15 protein-coding genes are annotated in these 16,415 nt (G+C 72.4%); 5 read left to right on the plus strand and 10 right to left on the minus strand.

All coding sequences use genetic code 11. The annotated features are described in order from the left end of the window. Positions 1–290: 290 nt before the first annotated feature. From ADL05_RS10070 to ADL05_RS10080, 3 genes are all read left to right on the plus strand, one after another. Positions 291–2,237 (plus strand): acyl-CoA dehydrogenase family protein, encoded by a 1,947-nt coding sequence (locus ADL05_RS10070; RefSeq protein WP_053616621.1) that lies wholly within the window; start codon positions 291–293, stop codon positions 2,235–2,237. A gap of 101 nt (positions 2,238–2,338) precedes the next feature. After that, on the plus strand, positions 2,339–3,565 hold the full coding sequence (locus tag ADL05_RS10075) for a winged helix-turn-helix domain-containing protein (RefSeq protein WP_053616839.1): 1,227 nt from the start codon (positions 2,339–2,341) through the stop codon (positions 3,563–3,565). Positions 3,566–3,934: 369 nt separating this feature from the next. Further along, positions 3,935–5,368 carry an FAD-binding oxidoreductase gene (locus ADL05_RS10080; RefSeq protein WP_053616622.1) on the plus strand — a complete coding sequence of 478 codons (1,434 nt, stop codon included), beginning with the start codon at positions 3,935–3,937 and terminating at the stop codon, positions 5,366–5,368. Between the two features lie 30 nt (positions 5,369–5,398). Here ADL05_RS10080 and ADL05_RS10085 read toward each other — a convergent pair whose 3' ends face one another. The 6 genes from ADL05_RS10085 to ADL05_RS10110 form a co-directional block, all read right to left on the minus strand. Further along, positions 5,399–5,869 (minus strand): type II toxin-antitoxin system VapC family toxin, encoded by a 471-nt coding sequence (locus ADL05_RS10085; protein ID WP_082376251.1) that lies wholly within the window; start codon positions 5,867–5,869, stop codon positions 5,399–5,401. Beyond that, positions 5,859–6,095, minus strand: a complete 237-nt coding sequence (locus ADL05_RS10090; protein ID WP_053616623.1) for an AbrB/MazE/SpoVT family DNA-binding domain-containing protein — start codon at positions 6,093–6,095, stop codon at positions 5,859–5,861. Before ADL05_RS10090 ends, ADL05_RS10085 begins: the two co-directional genes overlap by 11 nt. A 26-nt stretch (positions 6,096–6,121) precedes the next feature. Further along, positions 6,122–6,367 carry a hypothetical protein gene (locus ADL05_RS10095; RefSeq protein WP_156365794.1) on the minus strand — a complete coding sequence of 82 codons (246 nt, stop codon included), beginning with the start codon at positions 6,365–6,367 and terminating at the stop codon, positions 6,122–6,124. Between the two features lie 61 nt (positions 6,368–6,428). Next, entirely contained in the window at positions 6,429–7,571 is a 1,143-nt protein-coding gene (locus ADL05_RS10100; RefSeq protein ID WP_053616625.1) for an acetyl-CoA C-acetyltransferase, read from the minus strand. 91 nt (positions 7,572–7,662) lie between these two features. Continuing rightward, entirely contained in the window at positions 7,663–9,705 is a 2,043-nt protein-coding gene (locus ADL05_RS10105; protein WP_053616626.1) for an MDR family MFS transporter, read from the minus strand. A 187-nt stretch (positions 9,706–9,892) separates the two neighbouring features. After that, positions 9,893–11,044 (minus strand): DUF2207 domain-containing protein, encoded by a 1,152-nt coding sequence (locus tag ADL05_RS10110; protein ID WP_082376252.1) that lies wholly within the window; start codon positions 11,042–11,044, stop codon positions 9,893–9,895. A 222-nt stretch (positions 11,045–11,266) separates the two neighbouring features. On the opposite strand from ADL05_RS10110, the gene ADL05_RS10120 reads away from it, so the two are divergent. Together ADL05_RS10120 and ADL05_RS31075 are read left to right on the plus strand one after the other, a co-directional pair. Continuing rightward, positions 11,267–12,409: an acyl-CoA dehydrogenase family protein gene (locus ADL05_RS10120; RefSeq protein WP_053616629.1), complete on the plus strand. Its 1,143-nt coding sequence runs from the start codon at positions 11,267–11,269 to the stop codon at positions 12,407–12,409. Between the two features lie 43 nt (positions 12,410–12,452). Next, a complete protein-coding gene (locus ADL05_RS31075; protein ID WP_179825600.1) occupies positions 12,453–12,620 on the plus strand; it encodes a hypothetical protein in 168 nt (55 codons plus the stop codon). A 108-nt stretch (positions 12,621–12,728) separates the two neighbouring features. On the opposite strand, the gene ADL05_RS10125 is transcribed toward ADL05_RS31075, so the two are convergent. The 4 genes from ADL05_RS10125 to ADL05_RS10140 all read right to left on the minus strand — a co-directional run bounded on the left by ADL05_RS10125 (position 12,729) and on the right by ADL05_RS10140 (position 16,253). Further along, positions 12,729–13,607: an NPP1 family protein gene (locus ADL05_RS10125; protein ID WP_082376253.1), complete on the minus strand. Its 879-nt coding sequence runs from the start codon at positions 13,605–13,607 to the stop codon at positions 12,729–12,731. Between the two features lie 152 nt (positions 13,608–13,759). Beyond that, positions 13,760–14,560 carry an amino acid ABC transporter ATP-binding protein gene (locus tag ADL05_RS10130; RefSeq protein WP_231640685.1) on the minus strand — a complete coding sequence of 267 codons (801 nt, stop codon included), beginning with the start codon at positions 14,558–14,560 and terminating at the stop codon, positions 13,760–13,762. After that, complete coding sequence (locus ADL05_RS10135; protein ID WP_053616630.1) at positions 14,557–15,420, minus strand: amino acid ABC transporter permease; 864 nt, start codon at positions 15,418–15,420, stop codon at positions 14,557–14,559. Before ADL05_RS10135 ends, ADL05_RS10130 begins: the two co-directional genes overlap by 4 nt. Beyond that, complete coding sequence (locus tag ADL05_RS10140; RefSeq protein ID WP_231640686.1) at positions 15,417–16,253, minus strand: ABC transporter substrate-binding protein; 837 nt, start codon at positions 16,251–16,253, stop codon at positions 15,417–15,419. The genes ADL05_RS10135 and ADL05_RS10140 overlap by 4 nt, the downstream gene beginning before the upstream one ends. Between the last annotated feature and the right edge of the window lie 162 nt (positions 16,254–16,415).

The following is a 16,415-nucleotide window of genomic DNA, read 5'->3' on the forward strand; positions in this document are numbered from 1 at the left end:
GGCGCAGGCGACGACGAAGGCCCCAGCGTGAAGCGCCCCGAGTACGCCCCGGTGCGGCCGTCCTCCGCACCGGGGCGTCGCGACTACCCAGCGCAATCCGAGGGATTCCGTCGCTCAGGAACTAGGACGGCCCACCACTCCCGGTGGTTCGCATCGGGCCAAAGGTTTTTCTCTACAGACGTCGTCGGTCGTGCTCCAGGGCCCGAGGCCACGCGTCAGCCGCGGTACCGACGGGTAGGGCTGTGATGCAGACCACAGTGTGACACCCCCGCCAGTGAGGTGAGCGACCCATGTCGACCGTCGAACCCGATGCCCCGACCCCCGCCGAGCCCGAGGTCGACGAACGGCGTGCCCGCGCCGTCGCCGAACAGGCCCGGGAGAGCACCTGGGAGCTGCCCAGCTTCGCCAAGGAACTCTTCCTGGGCCGACTGCGCCTCGACCTGATCCATCCCCTGACCGTCCCCGACGAGGCCGCCGACCGCGACGGCGAGGCCTTCCTGGCCCGCCTGCGCGACTTCTGCGAGGGCATCGACTCCCAGCGCATCGAGCGCGAGGAGCGCATCCCCGACGAGGTCGTGCGCGGCCTGCGCGAGCTGGGCGCCTTCGGAATGAAGATCCCCGCCGAGTACGGCGGCCTCGGGCTCAGCCAGCTCCACTACAACCGCGCGCTCACGCTGATCGGGTCGGCCTCACCCGCGATCGCCGCCCTGCTCTCGGCCCACCAGTCGATCGGGGTGCCCCAGCCCGTCGCCATGTTCGGGACGCAGGCCCAGAAGCAGGCGTTCCTGCCGCGCTGCGCCCGCGACGACATCAGCGCGTTCCTGCTCACCGAACCGGACGTGGGCAGCGACCCGGCCCGGCTGCGCACCACCGCCACGCCCACCGAGGACGGTTCGGCCTACGTCCTGGACGGCGTCAAGCTCTGGACCACCAACGGGGTCGTCGCCGACCTGCTCGTGGTCATGGCGCGGGTGCCCGAGAGCCCCGGCCACCGGGGCGGCATCACGGCGTTCGTCGTGGAGGGAGACTCCCCCGGCATCACCGTGGAGCACCGGAACCGCTTCATGGGCCTGCGCGGGCTGGAGAACGGCGTCACCCGCCTGCACCAGGTGCGCGTCCCGGTCGCCAACCGGATCGGGGAGGAGGGCCGCGGACTGCGCATCGCCCTGTCCACCCTCAACACCGGCCGCCTGTCACTGCCGGCGATCTGCGTGGGCGCGGGCAAGTGGGCGACCCGGATCGCCCGCGAGTGGGCCCGCGAGCGCGTCCAGTGGGGGCGCCCGGTCGGCAAGCACGAGGAGGTGGCCAAGAAGATCGCCTCCATCGCCGCCACCACCTACGCCATGGACGCCATGGTCGAACTGGCCGGGCAGCTCGCCGACGACAAGCGCAACGACATCCGCATCGAGGCGGCCATCGCGAAGCTGTGGGCCTCCGAGCACGCCTGGCGCGTCGCCGACGACCTCGTCCAGATCCGGGGCGGCCGCGGGTTCGAGACCGCGGACTCCCTGGCCGCGCGCGGCGAGCGCGGGGTGCCCGCCGAACAGATGCTGCGCGACCTGCGGATCAACCGGATCTTCGAGGGATCCACCGAGATCATGCACCTCATGATCGCCCGTGAGGCGGTCGACGCCCACCTGTCCGTGGCCGGGGACATCATCGACCCCGAGGCCGACCGCTCCGACAAGGCGCGGGCGGTCGCCAAGGCGAGCGGCTTCTACGCGTCCTGGCTGCCCGGCCTGGTGGTCGGGCAGGGGCAGGTGCCCTCGGCGTTCGCGGAGTTCGGGCCGGTCGCCGGCCACCTGCGGTACGTGGAGCGCACCGCGCGCAAGCTCGCCCGGTCCACGTTCTACGGGATGTCGCGGTGGCAGGGCCGGATGGAGACCAAGCAGGGGTTCCTGGCCAGGATCGTCGACATCGGCGCCGAGCTGTTCGCGATGAGCGCGGTGATCGTGCGGGCCCGCCACGACGCCGACACCCGCCCCGAGCGCGGCACCACCCCGTTCGAGTTGGCCGACGCGTTCTGCCGGCAGTCGCGGCTGCGGATCGACACCCTGTTCGACGGATTGTGGTCCAACACCGACGAGATCGACGGCAAGGTGTCGCGTCGGCTGATGGACGACTCCTACACCTGGCTGGAGGAGGGCGTGGTCGACCCCTCGCTGCCCGGACCGCTGATCGCTCCGGCCGAGCCCGGGCCGTCCAAGGCCGAGGACCAGCACCGCAGGATGGGCTGAGGCACGGCCGGCCCGGGTGATGCGGCGGGTCGGGACGAGCGGCGATGAGCGGCAGGGACGGCCCGCGGCGGAGTGTCGTGGGCGGGGGCTACGGTGGCGGCATGGCTGAACCGCACCCCCGCCGCGACGCGGAGCTGTCCCTGTCCCAGGCCCGCCGGATCGCCCTGGCCGCCCAGGGATTCGCCGACCGCCGCCCCACCGGGACCCCCACGCTGGCCCACCTCGGCCGGGTCGTGCGCAGGGTCGGCATCCTGCAGATCGACAGCGTGAACGTCCTGGCCCGCAGCCAGTACCTCCCGGTGTTCGCGCGCATGGGCGCCTACGACCCCGCCCTGCTCGACCGCGCCACCACCACCGCGGCGGGTTCCGGCCCGGCGCGCCTGGTGGAGTGCTGGGCGCACGAGGCCAGCCTGGTCCCGCCGGCCACCCGGCAGCTGATGCGGTACCGGATGGAGCGCAACCGCGCCCAGGAGCGCGTGGGCTGGCTGAACGGCATCCGCGAGGAGAGGCCCGACCTCATCAAGACCGTTCTGGAGGAGGTGGGCCGGGTCGGACCCGCCACCGCCCGCGAGGTCGAGGCCGCCCTCGCGCACGACGCGCCGCGCGTGAAGGAGCACTGGGGCTGGAACTGGTCCGAGGTCAAGAAGTGCCTGGAGTACCTGTTCTGGATCGGCGACGTCACCTCCAACGGGCGCAACGCCCAGTTCGAGCGCCGCTACGACCTGCCGGAGCGGGTGCTGCCCGCCGAGCACCACCTGGCACCGGAGCCGTCGGCGGAGGAGGCCCACCGGGAGCTGGTGGCCATCGCCGCCCGCGCGCACGGCATCGCCACGGAGCCCTGCCTGCGCGACTACTTCCGGCTCAAGGGCGTGGAGTCGCGGGCGGCCGTGGCCGACCTCGTCGACTCCGGCGAGCTGGTGCCGGTCCGGGTCCGGGGGTGGGAGCGCACCGCCTACCTGCACCGGGACGCCCGCGTGCCGCGCCGGGTGGACGCGCGCGCCCTGCTCAGCCCGTTCGACTCGCTGGTGTGGACCCGCGACCGCGCCGAGGAGCTGTTCGGCTTCAGGTACCGGCTGGAGATCTACGTCCCCGCCGCCAAGCGGGTGCACGGCTACTACGTGCTGCCGTTCCTGCTGGGAGAGGACCTGGTGGCCCGGGTCGACCTCAAGGCCGACCGGGCCTCGGGGACGCTGCTGGCCCAGCGGATCACGCTGGAGGAGGACGCGCCGCCCGAGACCCTGGAGGAGCTCACCGCGCAGCTCGGCGAGACGGCCGCCTGGCTGGGGCTGGACCACGGCGTCGGCGGGCCCGCGCTCACGGGGGTCTGACGAGGGCCTGGGCGGGCCCGTCCACGGCCTGGGATCCTCCAGGACCTGGCGGAGGAACCGTCGTGCGGTCGTGGCCGGTTCCGGCCACGGCCGACCGCGGTCGCCAGGACGCGACCGGACCGTGGACGGCGATCGCCCGCCACGGCGGGCATCGACCGCCCGACCGCGCCTCGCGGGGCCCCGCAGCGGCACGCCCCGGGACGGCGCACCCGCAATGAGCGGGCCGAACGCTCTTATCCGCGAGCGCCGACAGGCCTAGTGTGCTGAGTAGGGGGTGTTTGGCGGTACGCCGCGTCCCGGCCCGCCGAAGACGGATCCGCGACCCCGTGCCGGCCCCGGAGGACACTCCCGTTCACAAGGGAGACAGCCATGGCCCAGCTCAAGGTACAGCCCCTGTCCGACACCGCGTTGGCGCGCCTGCGCTCCGGTTTCGCGGGACAGGTGTTCTCGAACGTGGACGACGGGTTCGAGGAGGCCCGGACGCTCTTCAACGCGATGATCGATACCCGGCCCGCCGTGATCGCCCAGTGCGCGAACACCGACGACGTACGCCGCGGCATCGAGTGCGCCCGTGAGGAGGGCCTGGAGATCGCGGTCCGCGGCGGCGGGCACAGTGTCGCCGGAATGAGCCTCACCCAGGGCGGCCTCGTCATCGACACGCGCCGCATGCAGGACGTCACGGTCGATATGGACCGGATGCAGGTCGCCGTCGGCGGCGGCACGGTCATGGGACAGATGGACGAGGCGACCACCCGGCACGGCCTGGCCACGACCGGTGGCCGCGTCTCGACCACCGGCGTCGGCGGCTTCGTCCTCGGCGGCGGTTCGGGGTGGATCGAGCGCAAGTTCGGCCTGGCCTGCGACAACCTGCTCAGTGTCGACCTGGTGACCGCCGAGGGCGACCTCGTGCACGCGGCCGCCGACGAGAACCCCGAGCTGTTCTGGGCACTGCACGGCGGCGGCGGGAACTTCGGCGTCGCGACCCGCATGGAACTGCGGCTGCACCCGCTGCCGGAGTTCTCCCTCGGCCTGCTGCTGTTCCTGCCCGAATCCGGACCCGAGGTCGCGCGCGTCTGGCGCGACTTCATGGCGCAGGCCCCCGACGAGATCGGCGGAGGGCTGATCTACCTCGTCGCGCAGCCGGAGCCGTTCGTACCGGAGGAGCTGGTGGGCAGGCTGGTGTGCGGTGTGGTGATCACCTGCGCGGGCCCCGAGGCGATGCTGCGCGACCTGGCCGCGCCGGTGATCCGGATGGGGCCCGAGGTCGAGATGGTCACCGACATGCCCTACGCCGACATGCAGAAGGCGCTCGACGACCCGCCCGGCTATCGCAACTACTGGTCGGTGGAGCACCTGGCGTCGCTGCCCGATCCGGCGCTCGACAGGTTCTGCGCCAGGGCCGACGGCATGGTCGTCCCCTCCCCCACGGCCCACGCCATGTGGCGGCTCGGCGGCGCCGTCGGGCGGGCGGAGACCGACTACCCGCTGCCGTGGCGCCATGCCGCGTGGGCGGTCCACCCGCTGGCGATGTGGGAGGACCCCGAGGACGACGAGCGGGCGATCCAGTGGGTGCGCGACGTCCGCGAGGACGTGCGCCCGTGGGCCACCGGGGACGTGTACCTCAACTTCACGGGGGACGAGGGGGAGTCGCGCGTCGTGCGCGGCTTCGGTGAGGACAACTACGCGCGGTTGAGCGCGGTCAAGACCGAGTTCGACCCGGACAACGTCTTCCACCGCAACCACAACATCCGCCCGGCCCGCGAGATGCCCTCCGCCACGGCCCCGCCGCCCCGCCAGGGCTGACCGGGTGCCGGGAGCCGGGAGCCGGGACCGTCAGTGCGGTGAGACCAGCTTCACCGAGGGGAAGTAGGTCCTGAAGCGCCGAGCGTCCCGGCTCAGCAACTGGAGACCACTGACGGCGGCGTGCGCGCCGATGTAGAAGTCGGGCAGGGTCGACGCCTTCGTACCGCCGTTCCTCCGGTACGTCACGAAGGCCTTTCCCGCGAGAAAGGCCGCGTCCCAGGGGAGCGGTGAGCGGACGAAGTCGTCGCCGAGTTCCCGTTCCAGGTCCTCCACGCGCGAGAACCTGATCGATATCTCCGCGTAGACGAGCGGATTGATGACGAGGGGTCCCTGGTCCGCCGCCTCCTCCAAGGCGCGGACCGACCACTCGACCCACGTCTCGTCCTCGGTCATGATGTCCAGCAGCACGTTCGAGTCGACCAGAGTCGCCACGGCGCCGGGGTCGGCCTCCGGTTCCGGAGACCCGGGTGAGGCGCGGGACGACCCGCTGTCAGTCGTCATCCGCGCCCCTGGTGAGGGCCATGATCTGTTCCGTCGTGAGCCGGACGTCGCCCTTGCCGCGGAGCCGGTCGGTGATCCGGCGCCCGCGGGAGGGCTCGGTCGCGGCACGGACCACGCGCGCGCCCCTGCCGTCCAGTTCGAACTCGACCTCGTCCCCCGGCCGCAGGCCCAGGTGCCGACGCACCTCGACCGGGACGGTCACCTGTCCCTTTTGCGTGAGTCTCATGGAACCAGGGTAATACATCGAAGGTATTACCTCCGAGCACCTCTGGGGACACCGCCGTCCCGAGGCGACGGGGGCGTGCGTTCGCGTCCTTCCGAGACGATCCGCTCCAGCGCGGTCCCGCCGCCCGCCGCGCGCCGCGCCTGGGCGAACGCCTCTCCGCCGGGCCGCCGCCTCGGGCCCCCTGAGGTGTCGAGCAGGCCGGCCCGGGCGAGCCGGTCGCGGACGGCCCGGGCCTCGCCACCGTCCTCGGCGTTCCGCGTCACTCGGTTCATGGCCCGAGCGTACGTTCGTGCCGTGCACGCATGCGCGCACGGCACCACCGTCGGATCCGGCTCAGACGCGTTCGATGATGGTGACGTTGGCCTGGCCGCCGCCCTCGCACATGGTCTGCAGGCCGTAGCGCCCGCCGGTGCGGTGGAGTTCGTTGACCAGCTTGGCCATGAGCACCGTGCCGGTGGCGCCCAGCGGGTGGCCCAGGGCGATCGCGCCGCCGTTGGGGTTGACCCGGGCCGGGTCGGCGCCCAGTTCCTCGATCCAGGACAGGGGCACCGGGGCGAAGGCCTCGTTGATCTCGGTGACGTCGATGTCGTCGATGCCCAGCCCGGCCTTGTCCAGGGCGATCCGGGTCGCCGGGATGGGCGCGGTGAGCATGTACACCGGGTCGTCGCCGACCAGGGACAACTGGACGACGCGCGCCAGCGGGGTGAGGCCGTGCTGCTCGACCGCGCGCTCGGAGGCGATGAGCACCGCGCCCGCGCCCACGGAGATCTGGCTGGCCACGGCGGCGGTGAGCTCCCAGCCCTCGCGCAGGGCCTTCAGGCCCGCCATCTTCTCCAGGGTGGTGTCGGGACGCACGCCCTCGTCGCGCTCGACCCCGGCCAGCGGCGCGATCTGGCCGTCGAAGTGGCCCGCCTCGATCGCCCGGGCGGCCCGCTGGTGGCTCTCCAGCGCGAACTCCTCCAGCCGCTCGCGCTTGAAGCCCCACTTCTCGCACATGAGCTGGGCGCCCCGGAACTGGGAGATCTCCTGGAGGCCGTAGCGCTCCGCCCAGCCCTCGCCGTACAGGGACAGGCCGTTGTCGACGGCGAACTGGACGTTGGCGCCCATGGGGACCATGCCCATGTTCTCCACGCCGGAGGCCACCACGAGGTCCTGGGTCCCCGACATCACGCCCTGGGCGGCGAAGTGCAGAGCCTGCTGGGAGGAACCGCACTGGCGGTCGATGGTCACGCCGGGAACGGACTCGGGCAGCCCCGCCGAGAGCCAGGCGGTGCGCGCGAGGTCGAGCGCCTGGGGTCCGGCCTGGGTGACACAGCCCATGATGACGTCCTCGACGGCCGCCGGGTCGACCCCGGTGCGCTGGACGAGCTCCTTGAGCACGTGTGCTCCGAGGTCGGCGGGATGCACGCCGGCGAGCGCGCCCTTCTTCGTGCCGACGGGGGTGCGGACTGCGTCGACGATGAATGCCTCGGCCACGGGGCCCTCCAAGGGGAGCTGGGGTGACGGTTCTGAACCGAACTGTATTCGGTTTGGCGGTCCTGGCAAGTACCCGGCCCCTCCCGGACGCCTAACGCGGCCCCGGGTCCCGGCCGAGGTCGGCCGCGTCCCCCTCGTCGCCGAGGGTGTCGGAGGTCATCCGCTCCAGCGCGGCCACGACCTCCGGGTGCTCGTGCGGCGCGTAGTCGGCGAGCAGCGAGCGCAGCGCGGTGCGCTGGGCCTCGAAGAGCGCGCGGACCGCGTCCGCGCCCCGCCGGGTGAGCTCCCACGCGTCCTGGCCGGCCACGAGGTAGGCGGCGTCGAGCAGTTCCCGGCGCACCGCCTCCCACCGCTCCGCCGGCAGGCCGGTCATCTCCACCAGCTCCCCGGTCCGCAGCGGCCCCGTCGCGCCCAGGTGGCTGAGCACCCAGCAGGCGCCCGGGGAGACCTCCAGGCCCGCCGCCTCCCGCAGCCGCCGGTACATCGCGTGGGCGCCCTCCCGGCCGCAGGCGCGGAAGACCTCCCTCTCCACGTGCGCGAGCCCGTCGCGCCCGTAGTAGGAGGACACCGGCGGAATGGTCTCGTCCAGGTCCGGACTGCCCACGGTGGTGCGCAGCGGGACCTGGCGCAGGAACAGCGCCAGGACGAACCCCGCCAGCGCGACGGGCACCGCCCACAGGAAGACGACGTCGACGGCGTCGGCGTAGGCTCCCAGGAACGAGGCCTGCGCCGCCGGGGGAAGCTCGCCCAGGGCGCGCGGGTCGCTCTCCAGGGCCGCGACGTCCACCCCGGGCGGCAGCCGGATCTCGTCCGCTCGGGCGGCGAGGTCCGCGGCCAGCCGGGCGGAGAACACCGACCCGAACACGGCGGTACCGAAGGCACCGCCGATCGATCGGAAGAAGGTCGCGCTGGAGGTCGCCACGCCCAGGTCGCGGTACTCGGCGCCGTTCTGCACCACCAGGACGACCACCTGCATCACCAGTCCCAGGCCGAAGCCGAGGACGAAGAAGTAGGCGCCCATCACCACCTGGGAGGAATCCGGCCCCATGGTGGAGAGCAGGTACAGTCCCACGGCCGTCACGGCCATGCCCGCCACCGGATAGGCCTTGTAGTGGCCGGTCCGCGTCACCAGCCGTCCGCTGCCGATCGAGGTCAGGAACATGCCCGCCACCATCGGCAGCAGGTGCAGGCCCGAGGCCGTCGGCGACATCCCGTGCACCACCTGCAGGAAGAGCGGGAGGTAGGCCATCGAGCCCATCATCGCGAAGCCCACGCAGAAGCCGATGGCCATGGCCACCACGATCACCGGGTTGCCGAACAGGCCGAGCGGCATGACGGGCTCGTCGGCCCGGCGGGCCGTCCACCACCAGCCCAGGCCCAGCACGAGCGCGGCGGCTCCCGCGCCGACCACCTCGACCGAGGCCCAGGGGTAGACCGAGCCGCCCCAGGCGGCCACGAGGGTCAGGCACACGGCGGTCCCGGCCAGCAGCAGGATGCCCGCGTAGTCCACGCGGCCGCGCCCCTCCGGCCGGGTCGACGGCAGGACCGCCAGGACGGCCAGGAACGCGACCAGCCCCAGGGGCAGATTGACGTAGAACACCCACCGCCAGCTCAGGTGGTCGACGAACAGGCCGCCCAGCAGCGGCCCGGCCACGCTGGAGACCCCGAACACCGCGCCGAACAGTCCCTGGTACCTGCCGCGCTCGCGCGGCGAGACCACGTCGCCGATGATCGCCGAGGCCAGCACCATCAGGCCGCCCCCGCCGATGCCCTGCAACGCGCGGAAGAGGATCAGCTGGAGCATGTCCTGGGACATCCCGCACAGGGCGGAGCCCGCGAGGAAGATCGCGATGCAGCCGAGGAAGAGCTGTTTGCGGCCGAACTGGTCGCCGAGCTTGCCCCACAGGGGTGTGCTGGCGGTGACCGCGAGCAGGTAGGCGGTGATGACCCACGACAGGTGGTTGAGCCCGCCGAGGTCGGAGACGATCGTCGGCAGCGCCGTGGACACGATGGTCTGGTCCAGGGCCGAGAGCAGCACGCTGAGCATGAGCGCGGTCATGATGACCGCGATCCTCGGACCCTGGTGGCTCCGGCGCTCCCTGCGCTCCCGGTCGTCGGTCCCGCGCTGCGCCATCGCCTCTCCCCCGTCACGCCGTCGCGGCTCCGGTCCGCCGCGGGCCCCGCGCCCCATCGACCGCCTGCGTCCCCTCGCTCCCTGGCCCACTGCGGCCACAGTAGGAACGCGGCGCGCCCGGGGCGGGGAGGCACCGCGCCCGGGGCCGCGATCTTTGCTCCCGCTTGGCGTCGGCCGGCCGCCCGGATCAGCCGCCTCCTCCGCCACCGCCTCCGCCTGCTCCGCCGACGCCCCCACCGCCGACCCGGGAGCCGCGTCCCGACGCGGACGTGTCCGGGAAGTAGCGCTCCACCAGGAGGCTCGACCCGACCACCAGTCCCCCTAGGCAGCCGATGAGCCCGAGGCCGACGATCACGGTACGGGTCTGGTCGTACGGCGGGTCGGGCCGGGCGGCGCCCTCGTCCTCACCGGTGCGGTCAGCGGAGTACACGGACGGTGGGAGGGACAGCCGCACACTCATGGCCTGCCCCGGGGAGAGCGACCGGTGACGGGCGGTCAGCAGCGGGTCACCCGGGTCCGAGTCCGGGTCCGCCCACGTGAAGACGACGCAGTCGCCGCGTTCACCGGCGTCCCCGGCGTAGCAGGCGGCGTCGATCTCGTCGTGCGGATCCCGCGCTCCCCCTCCCTCCCCCGCTTCGGCGAGGTCTGGCAGATGGAGCGCCGCGGTGGCCGACTCGATGGGGACCCGCCATCCGGTGCCGACGATGTCGGCGTAGTAGCGTGCGCCGCCGTCCCCGCCGGGTGTGGTGAGGCGTTCGTAGGTGTAGGAGATCTCGAACACGTGCTCACCGGTGAGAACCGGATCGGCCTCGAAGTCGCCGACGCGCACGACGGTCTGACTCTCCTCGCGGGGGTCGCCGGCGTGGGCGCTGATCTCCACCGGCAGGCCGTTGGCACCGTCGGCCCGCACATCGGTGAGGCCGAGGTCGCGCCAGCCGTAGTCGTCGATCCACCCGGTCTCGGGCAGCTCACGGGTCAGGCCATGGGAGGGCTGGTCACCGAAGTCGTAGGTGATGGTCTCCACCATGTCGACCGACCCCGAGGCGTGCACGGTGACCTGGGCGTCGAACTCGGTGACACGCCATTCGACGGGGACGGAGTCCCGGCCTGCGAGGAGGTGGAGGCCGAGTCCGAGCAGACCCGCCAACGAGACGCACACCACGAGGATGGCCGCGAAAGGGGGCCTGGGGCGGTCCTGCGGGGGTGCGGCGACAGGGGGATCGTCACGCTCAGGCTCGCGCTCGGCGGCCCGAAGCGCGGCGCGCTTCTGCCGGCGCTCGGCGGCACGGATCTTGTCGCGCCTGCTTCGGCGCTTGGCTGAACGGGAGCGGGGGGCCAAGGGGACTCACTCACTCTCTCGGGGGAAGGCACACCGGACATGATCCCGCAGAAGCCGCGGACTTCCCCTGCGGCCGCGGTGGGAACGCGGCGCGCCTGGGGCGGGGAGGCACCGCGCCCGGGGCCGCGATCTTTGCTCCCGCTTGGCGTCGGCCCTTCTAAACCGAACGAGATTCGGTTAGCGTGGGGCGTACGTGACCGCCCTCACCCGCCGGAGCCGTCCATGAAGCGGAACCTGTTCGACGCCGACCACGACCTCTTCCGGGAGACGGTGGCCGAGTTCCTCAAGCGCGAGGTCGTGCCCTTCCACGCGCAGTGGGAGAAGGACGGCATCGTGCCCCGCGAGGTGTGGCTGCGGGCGGGCGAGGTGGGGCTGCTCGGCCACGGCGTCCCCGAGGAGTACGGCGGCACGGGCCTGCACGACTACCGGTACAACACCATCGTCAACGAGGAGATCTGCCGCGCCCACGGCAGCGGGCTGGGGATCACCCTCCAGAACGACGTCATGGCGCCCTACATGGTCGGCCTGACCACCGACGAGCAGAAGCGTCGGTGGCTGCCCGGCTTCGCGAGCGGGGAACTGATCACCGCCATCGCCATGACCGAGCCCGGCACCGGCAGCGACCTCCAGGCCATCCGCACCTCGGCGGTGCGCGAGGGCGACGAGTACGTCCTCAACGGCGCCAAGACCTTCATCACCAACGGGGTCAACGCCGACCTGGTGATCGTGGTGGCCCGGACCGACCCGGACGCGGGCGCCCAGGGGTTCTCCCTCATCGCGGTGGAGCGCGGGACCCCCGGCTTCGAGCGCGGGCGCAACCTCGACAAGATCGGCATGAAGGCGCAGGACACCGCCGAACTCTTCTTCGAGGACGTGCGCGTACCGGCCGCCAACCTCATCGGCACGGAGGGCCGGGGGTTCATCCACCTCATGCACAACCTGCCGCAGGAGCGCCTGTCCATCGCCACCTGCGCGGTCGCCTCCGCCGACGGGATCCTGCGGCACACCATCGAGTACTGCCGCGACCGCACCGCCTTCGGCCGCCCGATCGGGCGCTTCCAGAACACCCGTTTCGTCCTGGCTGAATTGGCGACCGAGGTGGACCTGGGCCGGACCTACGTCGACCGCGGGGTCGCGCTGCTCAACGAGGGTGAGCTGACCGTCGAGGACGCCGCCATGGCCAAGTGGTGGACCACGGAGATGTGCAACCGGGTGATGGACCGTTGCCTGCAGCTTCACGGCGGGTACGGGTACATGATGGAATACCCGGTGGCACGGGCCTGGCAGGATGCCCGCGTCCAGACGATCTACGGTGGCACCACCGAGATCATGAAGGAGATCGTCGGACGCGGACTGGGCCTGTGATCCGCTGAACCCCTGAGCCCCCTCCGGAAGGGTCGAGTCGGTCATGAGCGGTGCGTGGGACGGCCTCATCGTGATGGGCCTGCTGGTCGTGCTGCTCGTCATCGGCGTGCGCAAGCTCCGGCCCAAGGTCCACATCCCCTGGGCGACCAGCGGGATCGTGGTCTTCTTCGTCTTCGTGTGCCTGCTGCTGTGGGCGTGGTCCTGGCGCTGAGCGCGCCCGGACGAACGTAGGCATCGAAGGTCCGCGCCGCCCCCGGCGGGGCACCGCCCCTGGAGAGGGAGCAGGCCCCGGCGGAGGCGGCTCACCGCGGCGAACGGCTCAGAGCCGGGCGTCCTGGGCGTGCGGGTCGAAGTCGATGCCCGCGGGCCGGGCCCGCTCCAGCGCCGACCCGAACCGGTCGTCCCTGAGGTCCAGCTGGGCGCTGCCGAAGTCGGCGGAGGCCAGGGCGTCGCGCAGGCCGGGCGGGAAGTGGTCCCAGCCCACCAGGTCCGGGTACTGCCACACCCCGTAGTGGTTCTCCGGAGGGTCGTCGTGGCCGGCCGCGAAGCGGAACGCGTGGGTGGACGCGCCGTCCTTGTGGTACACGATCTTCGGGTGCGTCCCCTCCCAGCGCACCTGGTCGGCGGGCCGGGTGTCGTAGTCGCCGTGCGCCGAGGCGGACACGTACCGGGCCTCGCCGTCCCGGACCCACACCACCACGTGCTCCAGGTCGTGGCGGTGCCCGCAGCAGCCGGGCAGCACCTGGTCCTTCTCGAAGTAGAGGCCGTACATGTAGGCGCACCAGCCGCTCGCGTCGCACCTGGAGCGCGCGTAGGAGTTGGTGTTGTCGAGGTCGGACCGGTCACGGCAGTTGCCGTTGAGCGCCCCGGAGGTCTTGAGTCCGCCGTTCAGGGTGCCGTCGGGGCCGATCGCGGGCGTGGGATAGCAGCCGTCGGTGTCGTAGTCGAAGGCGGGCTGCCACGTGCCCTCGGCCTCGGTGTGGCTCGCGGGCAGGGCCGGCGGCGGCGCCGCGAGCGCGATGCCCGGCAGGGCGAGGACCAGGGCGAACGCGCCGACGAGGCCGCGGGTGCCCAGACGACGGGCCCGGCCGAGGAGGCGGCGGCCGGGCCCTGGGGTGCTGGTGGTGCTGGTAGTGCTGGTGGAGGCGGGTGCGCTGCGGAGCGGTACCGCGTCACGGGGGTGGACGGGTCCTGGCATGGGGGTTCCTTCCGGCAACGGGATCCGGTACACGCACCCGTGGGGAGGGCGCGTGCCAGGCGCACGCTAACCGCGGTGCCCGCCCGGCACAAGGACCGCGAGAGGGGTTCGCGTACTGTTCGCCCCCGGCTCCGGACGGTGTCACCGCCCGCTCAGAGCCGCCCGGCGTCGATGATCCGCTGGAGGAACCGCCGGGTGCGGGGCTGCTCGGGATCGCCCAGCACCTGCGCGGGCGGCCCCTGCTCCAGCACCCGGCCCCCGTCCAGGAAGCACACGGTGTCGGCGACCTGGCGCGCGAAGCCCATCTCGTGGGTGGCCAGCAGCATCGTCATTCCCTCGTCGCGCAGCCCGCGGACCAGGTCCAGCACCTCCCCCACCAGTTCGGGGTCGAGCGCGCTGGTGACCTCGTCCAGGAGCAGCAGGCGCGGGGAGTTGACCAGCGCCCGCACGATCGCCACCCGCTGCTGCTGCCCGCCCGACAGCCGGTCCGGGTACTCGTCGGCCTTCTCCAGCAGCCCGACCCGGTCCAGCAGCTCCCGGGCCCGCTCCGTGGCCTCCGCGCGGTCGCGCCGGTGCACGCGGCGCGGTGCGAGCGTGACGTTGTCCAGCACCGACATGTGCGGGAACAGGTTGAAGGACTGGAACACCATCCCGATCCGGCGCCGCACGCGGTCGGGGTCCGCCCTGGGGTCGGTGATGTGCTCGCCGTCCAGGTGGATGGATCCGTCGGTGATCGGCTCCAGCAGGTTCGCGCACCGCAGAAGGGTGGACTTGCCGGAGCCGGAGGCGCCGATGAGCACCACCACTCCGTGCTCGGGCACGTCCAGGTCCAGCCCGTCGAGCACCACCGTGCCCCGGAACTCCTTGCGCACGTCCCGCACCCGCAGCACCGGCACGGAACCCGGATCCGCCTCGGTGCCGTCCAGGCGTGCCAGCCGCTCCAGCTCGCTCATCGTCCCCCCTCCGCCGACTGCCGGCGTGCCGAGCGCACGGTCACCCAGTCGGTCACCGCGACCAGCGGGATCGCCATCAGCACGAACAGCACCCCGGCCACGATGTAGGGCGTGAAGTTGTAGGTCTGCGCGGTGGCGATCTGCGCGGCCCGGATGGCGTCGATCGGCCCCGCCAGCGAGATCAGCCCCACGTCCTTCTGCAGCGCCACCATGTCGTTGAGCAGCGGCGGCGAGACCCGCCGCACGGCCTGCGGCAGGACCACGTGGCGCATGGTCTGCGGGTAGGTGAGCCCGAGCGAGCGGGCCGCCGCGATCTGGCTGGGGTGCACCGACTCGATCCCGGCCCGGAACACCTCGGCGATGTAGGCGCCGTAGGTGATCACCAGGGCGATCCCGCCGAGCACGAGGACGCTCGGGGTGCCCTCCAGCCGCAGCCCCGGCACGCCGAAGGTCATGAGGTACAGCACGATGATCAGCGGTGCGCCGCGGAACCCGTAGGTGTACGACGTCGCCAGGGCGCGCAGCGGGAAGAACACCGGTCCGCGCAGGGTCCGCATGATCGCCACGACGAGCCCGAGCGCCAGCGCGCCCAGGGCACAGAACACCAGGACCCGGACGTTGAGCCACAGCCCCGTGAGCACGGCGGGCAGGGCGTCGCGTGCCACGGCCGCGTCGAAGAAGGTCTCCCGCACCCGGTCCCAGCCCGGCGAGCCGATCACCACGCTCACCAGGGCCCCGCCGAGCAGCGCCGTGGAGACCGCGCCGATCAGGACCGACCGCACGCCCTGACGGCGGCGGAAGGCGACCCGCTCGGTCTCCAGGACGCTCGGAACGTGCGCGGCGGCGGTCGGGCCGCTCACGCCAGCTCGGGAACGTCCGCGGCCTCCGCCAGCCACTCCTGTTCGAGCTCGGCGAGCGTGCCGTCCTCGCGCAGGCCGTCGACGGCCTCGGTGACGCAGTCCGTGAGCGGCGAGTCCAGGTCCAGGACCAGGCCGAACTGCTCGGTGTCGGCGCCGGTCACCGGGAGCTGGCCGACGATCTCGGCGTCCTCCAGCTCGGCGGAGGTGACGTAGAAGGCCGTGGGCAGGTCGAGGACGAGCGCGTCCACCTGCCCGTTCTCCAGGGCCTGCTTCGCGTCGTCGTTGTTGTTGAAGACCTGCGGCTCCTCGTCCGGGTCCACGGCCTCCACGAGAGCGTCGTAGCTGGTGGTGCCGACCTGGGCGCCCAGGCTCAGACCGGCCAGGTCCGCCAGGGAGGTCGCGTCCGCGGCGTCGGTACCCGCCATCGCGATGACCGTCTGGCGGACGTCGTAGTAGGGGCTGGAGAAGTCGACGGCGGCCCGGCGCTCCTCGGTGATGGAGAACTGGTTGATGTCGAAGTCGTACTGCTTCGGCCCCGGCTGGATCGCGTTGTTGAAGGTCACGACGCTCCACTCGACCTGCTCGGCGGTGTAGCCGAGCCGCTCGGCGACCGCGTGGGCGACCGCCGACTCGAACCCCTCGCCATTGGCCGGGTCGTCGTCGACGAACCACGGCGGGTAGGCCGGGCTGTCCGTCCCGATCGTGAGCGTGCCCTCGGTCAGTGTGGGCAGCTGGTCGGGCGTGCACTCCACGGCCGCGTCGTCGGCCGCGTCGGCCCCCTCCCCGTCCACGGGGGCGCAGGCCGCCGCGGCGAGGACGGCGCTTCCCGCCACGACGCCGAGACTCAGGCGGAATCGACGGGACGGACGGGTGGGAGAGGTCATCGGGGCTCCGGTTCATGGGGGACGGCTGCCCACAAAGTACCGATACCTCCCGGTTTGTGCCAGGTCATATCGGTCACGGAACGCTGAGGGAGCGCGCCGTGGCAGGGAGTT

The organism is Nocardiopsis sp. NRRL B-16309 (assembly GCF_001279585.1).
Classification (GTDB): domain Bacteria; phylum Actinomycetota; class Actinomycetes; order Streptosporangiales; family Streptosporangiaceae; genus Nocardiopsis.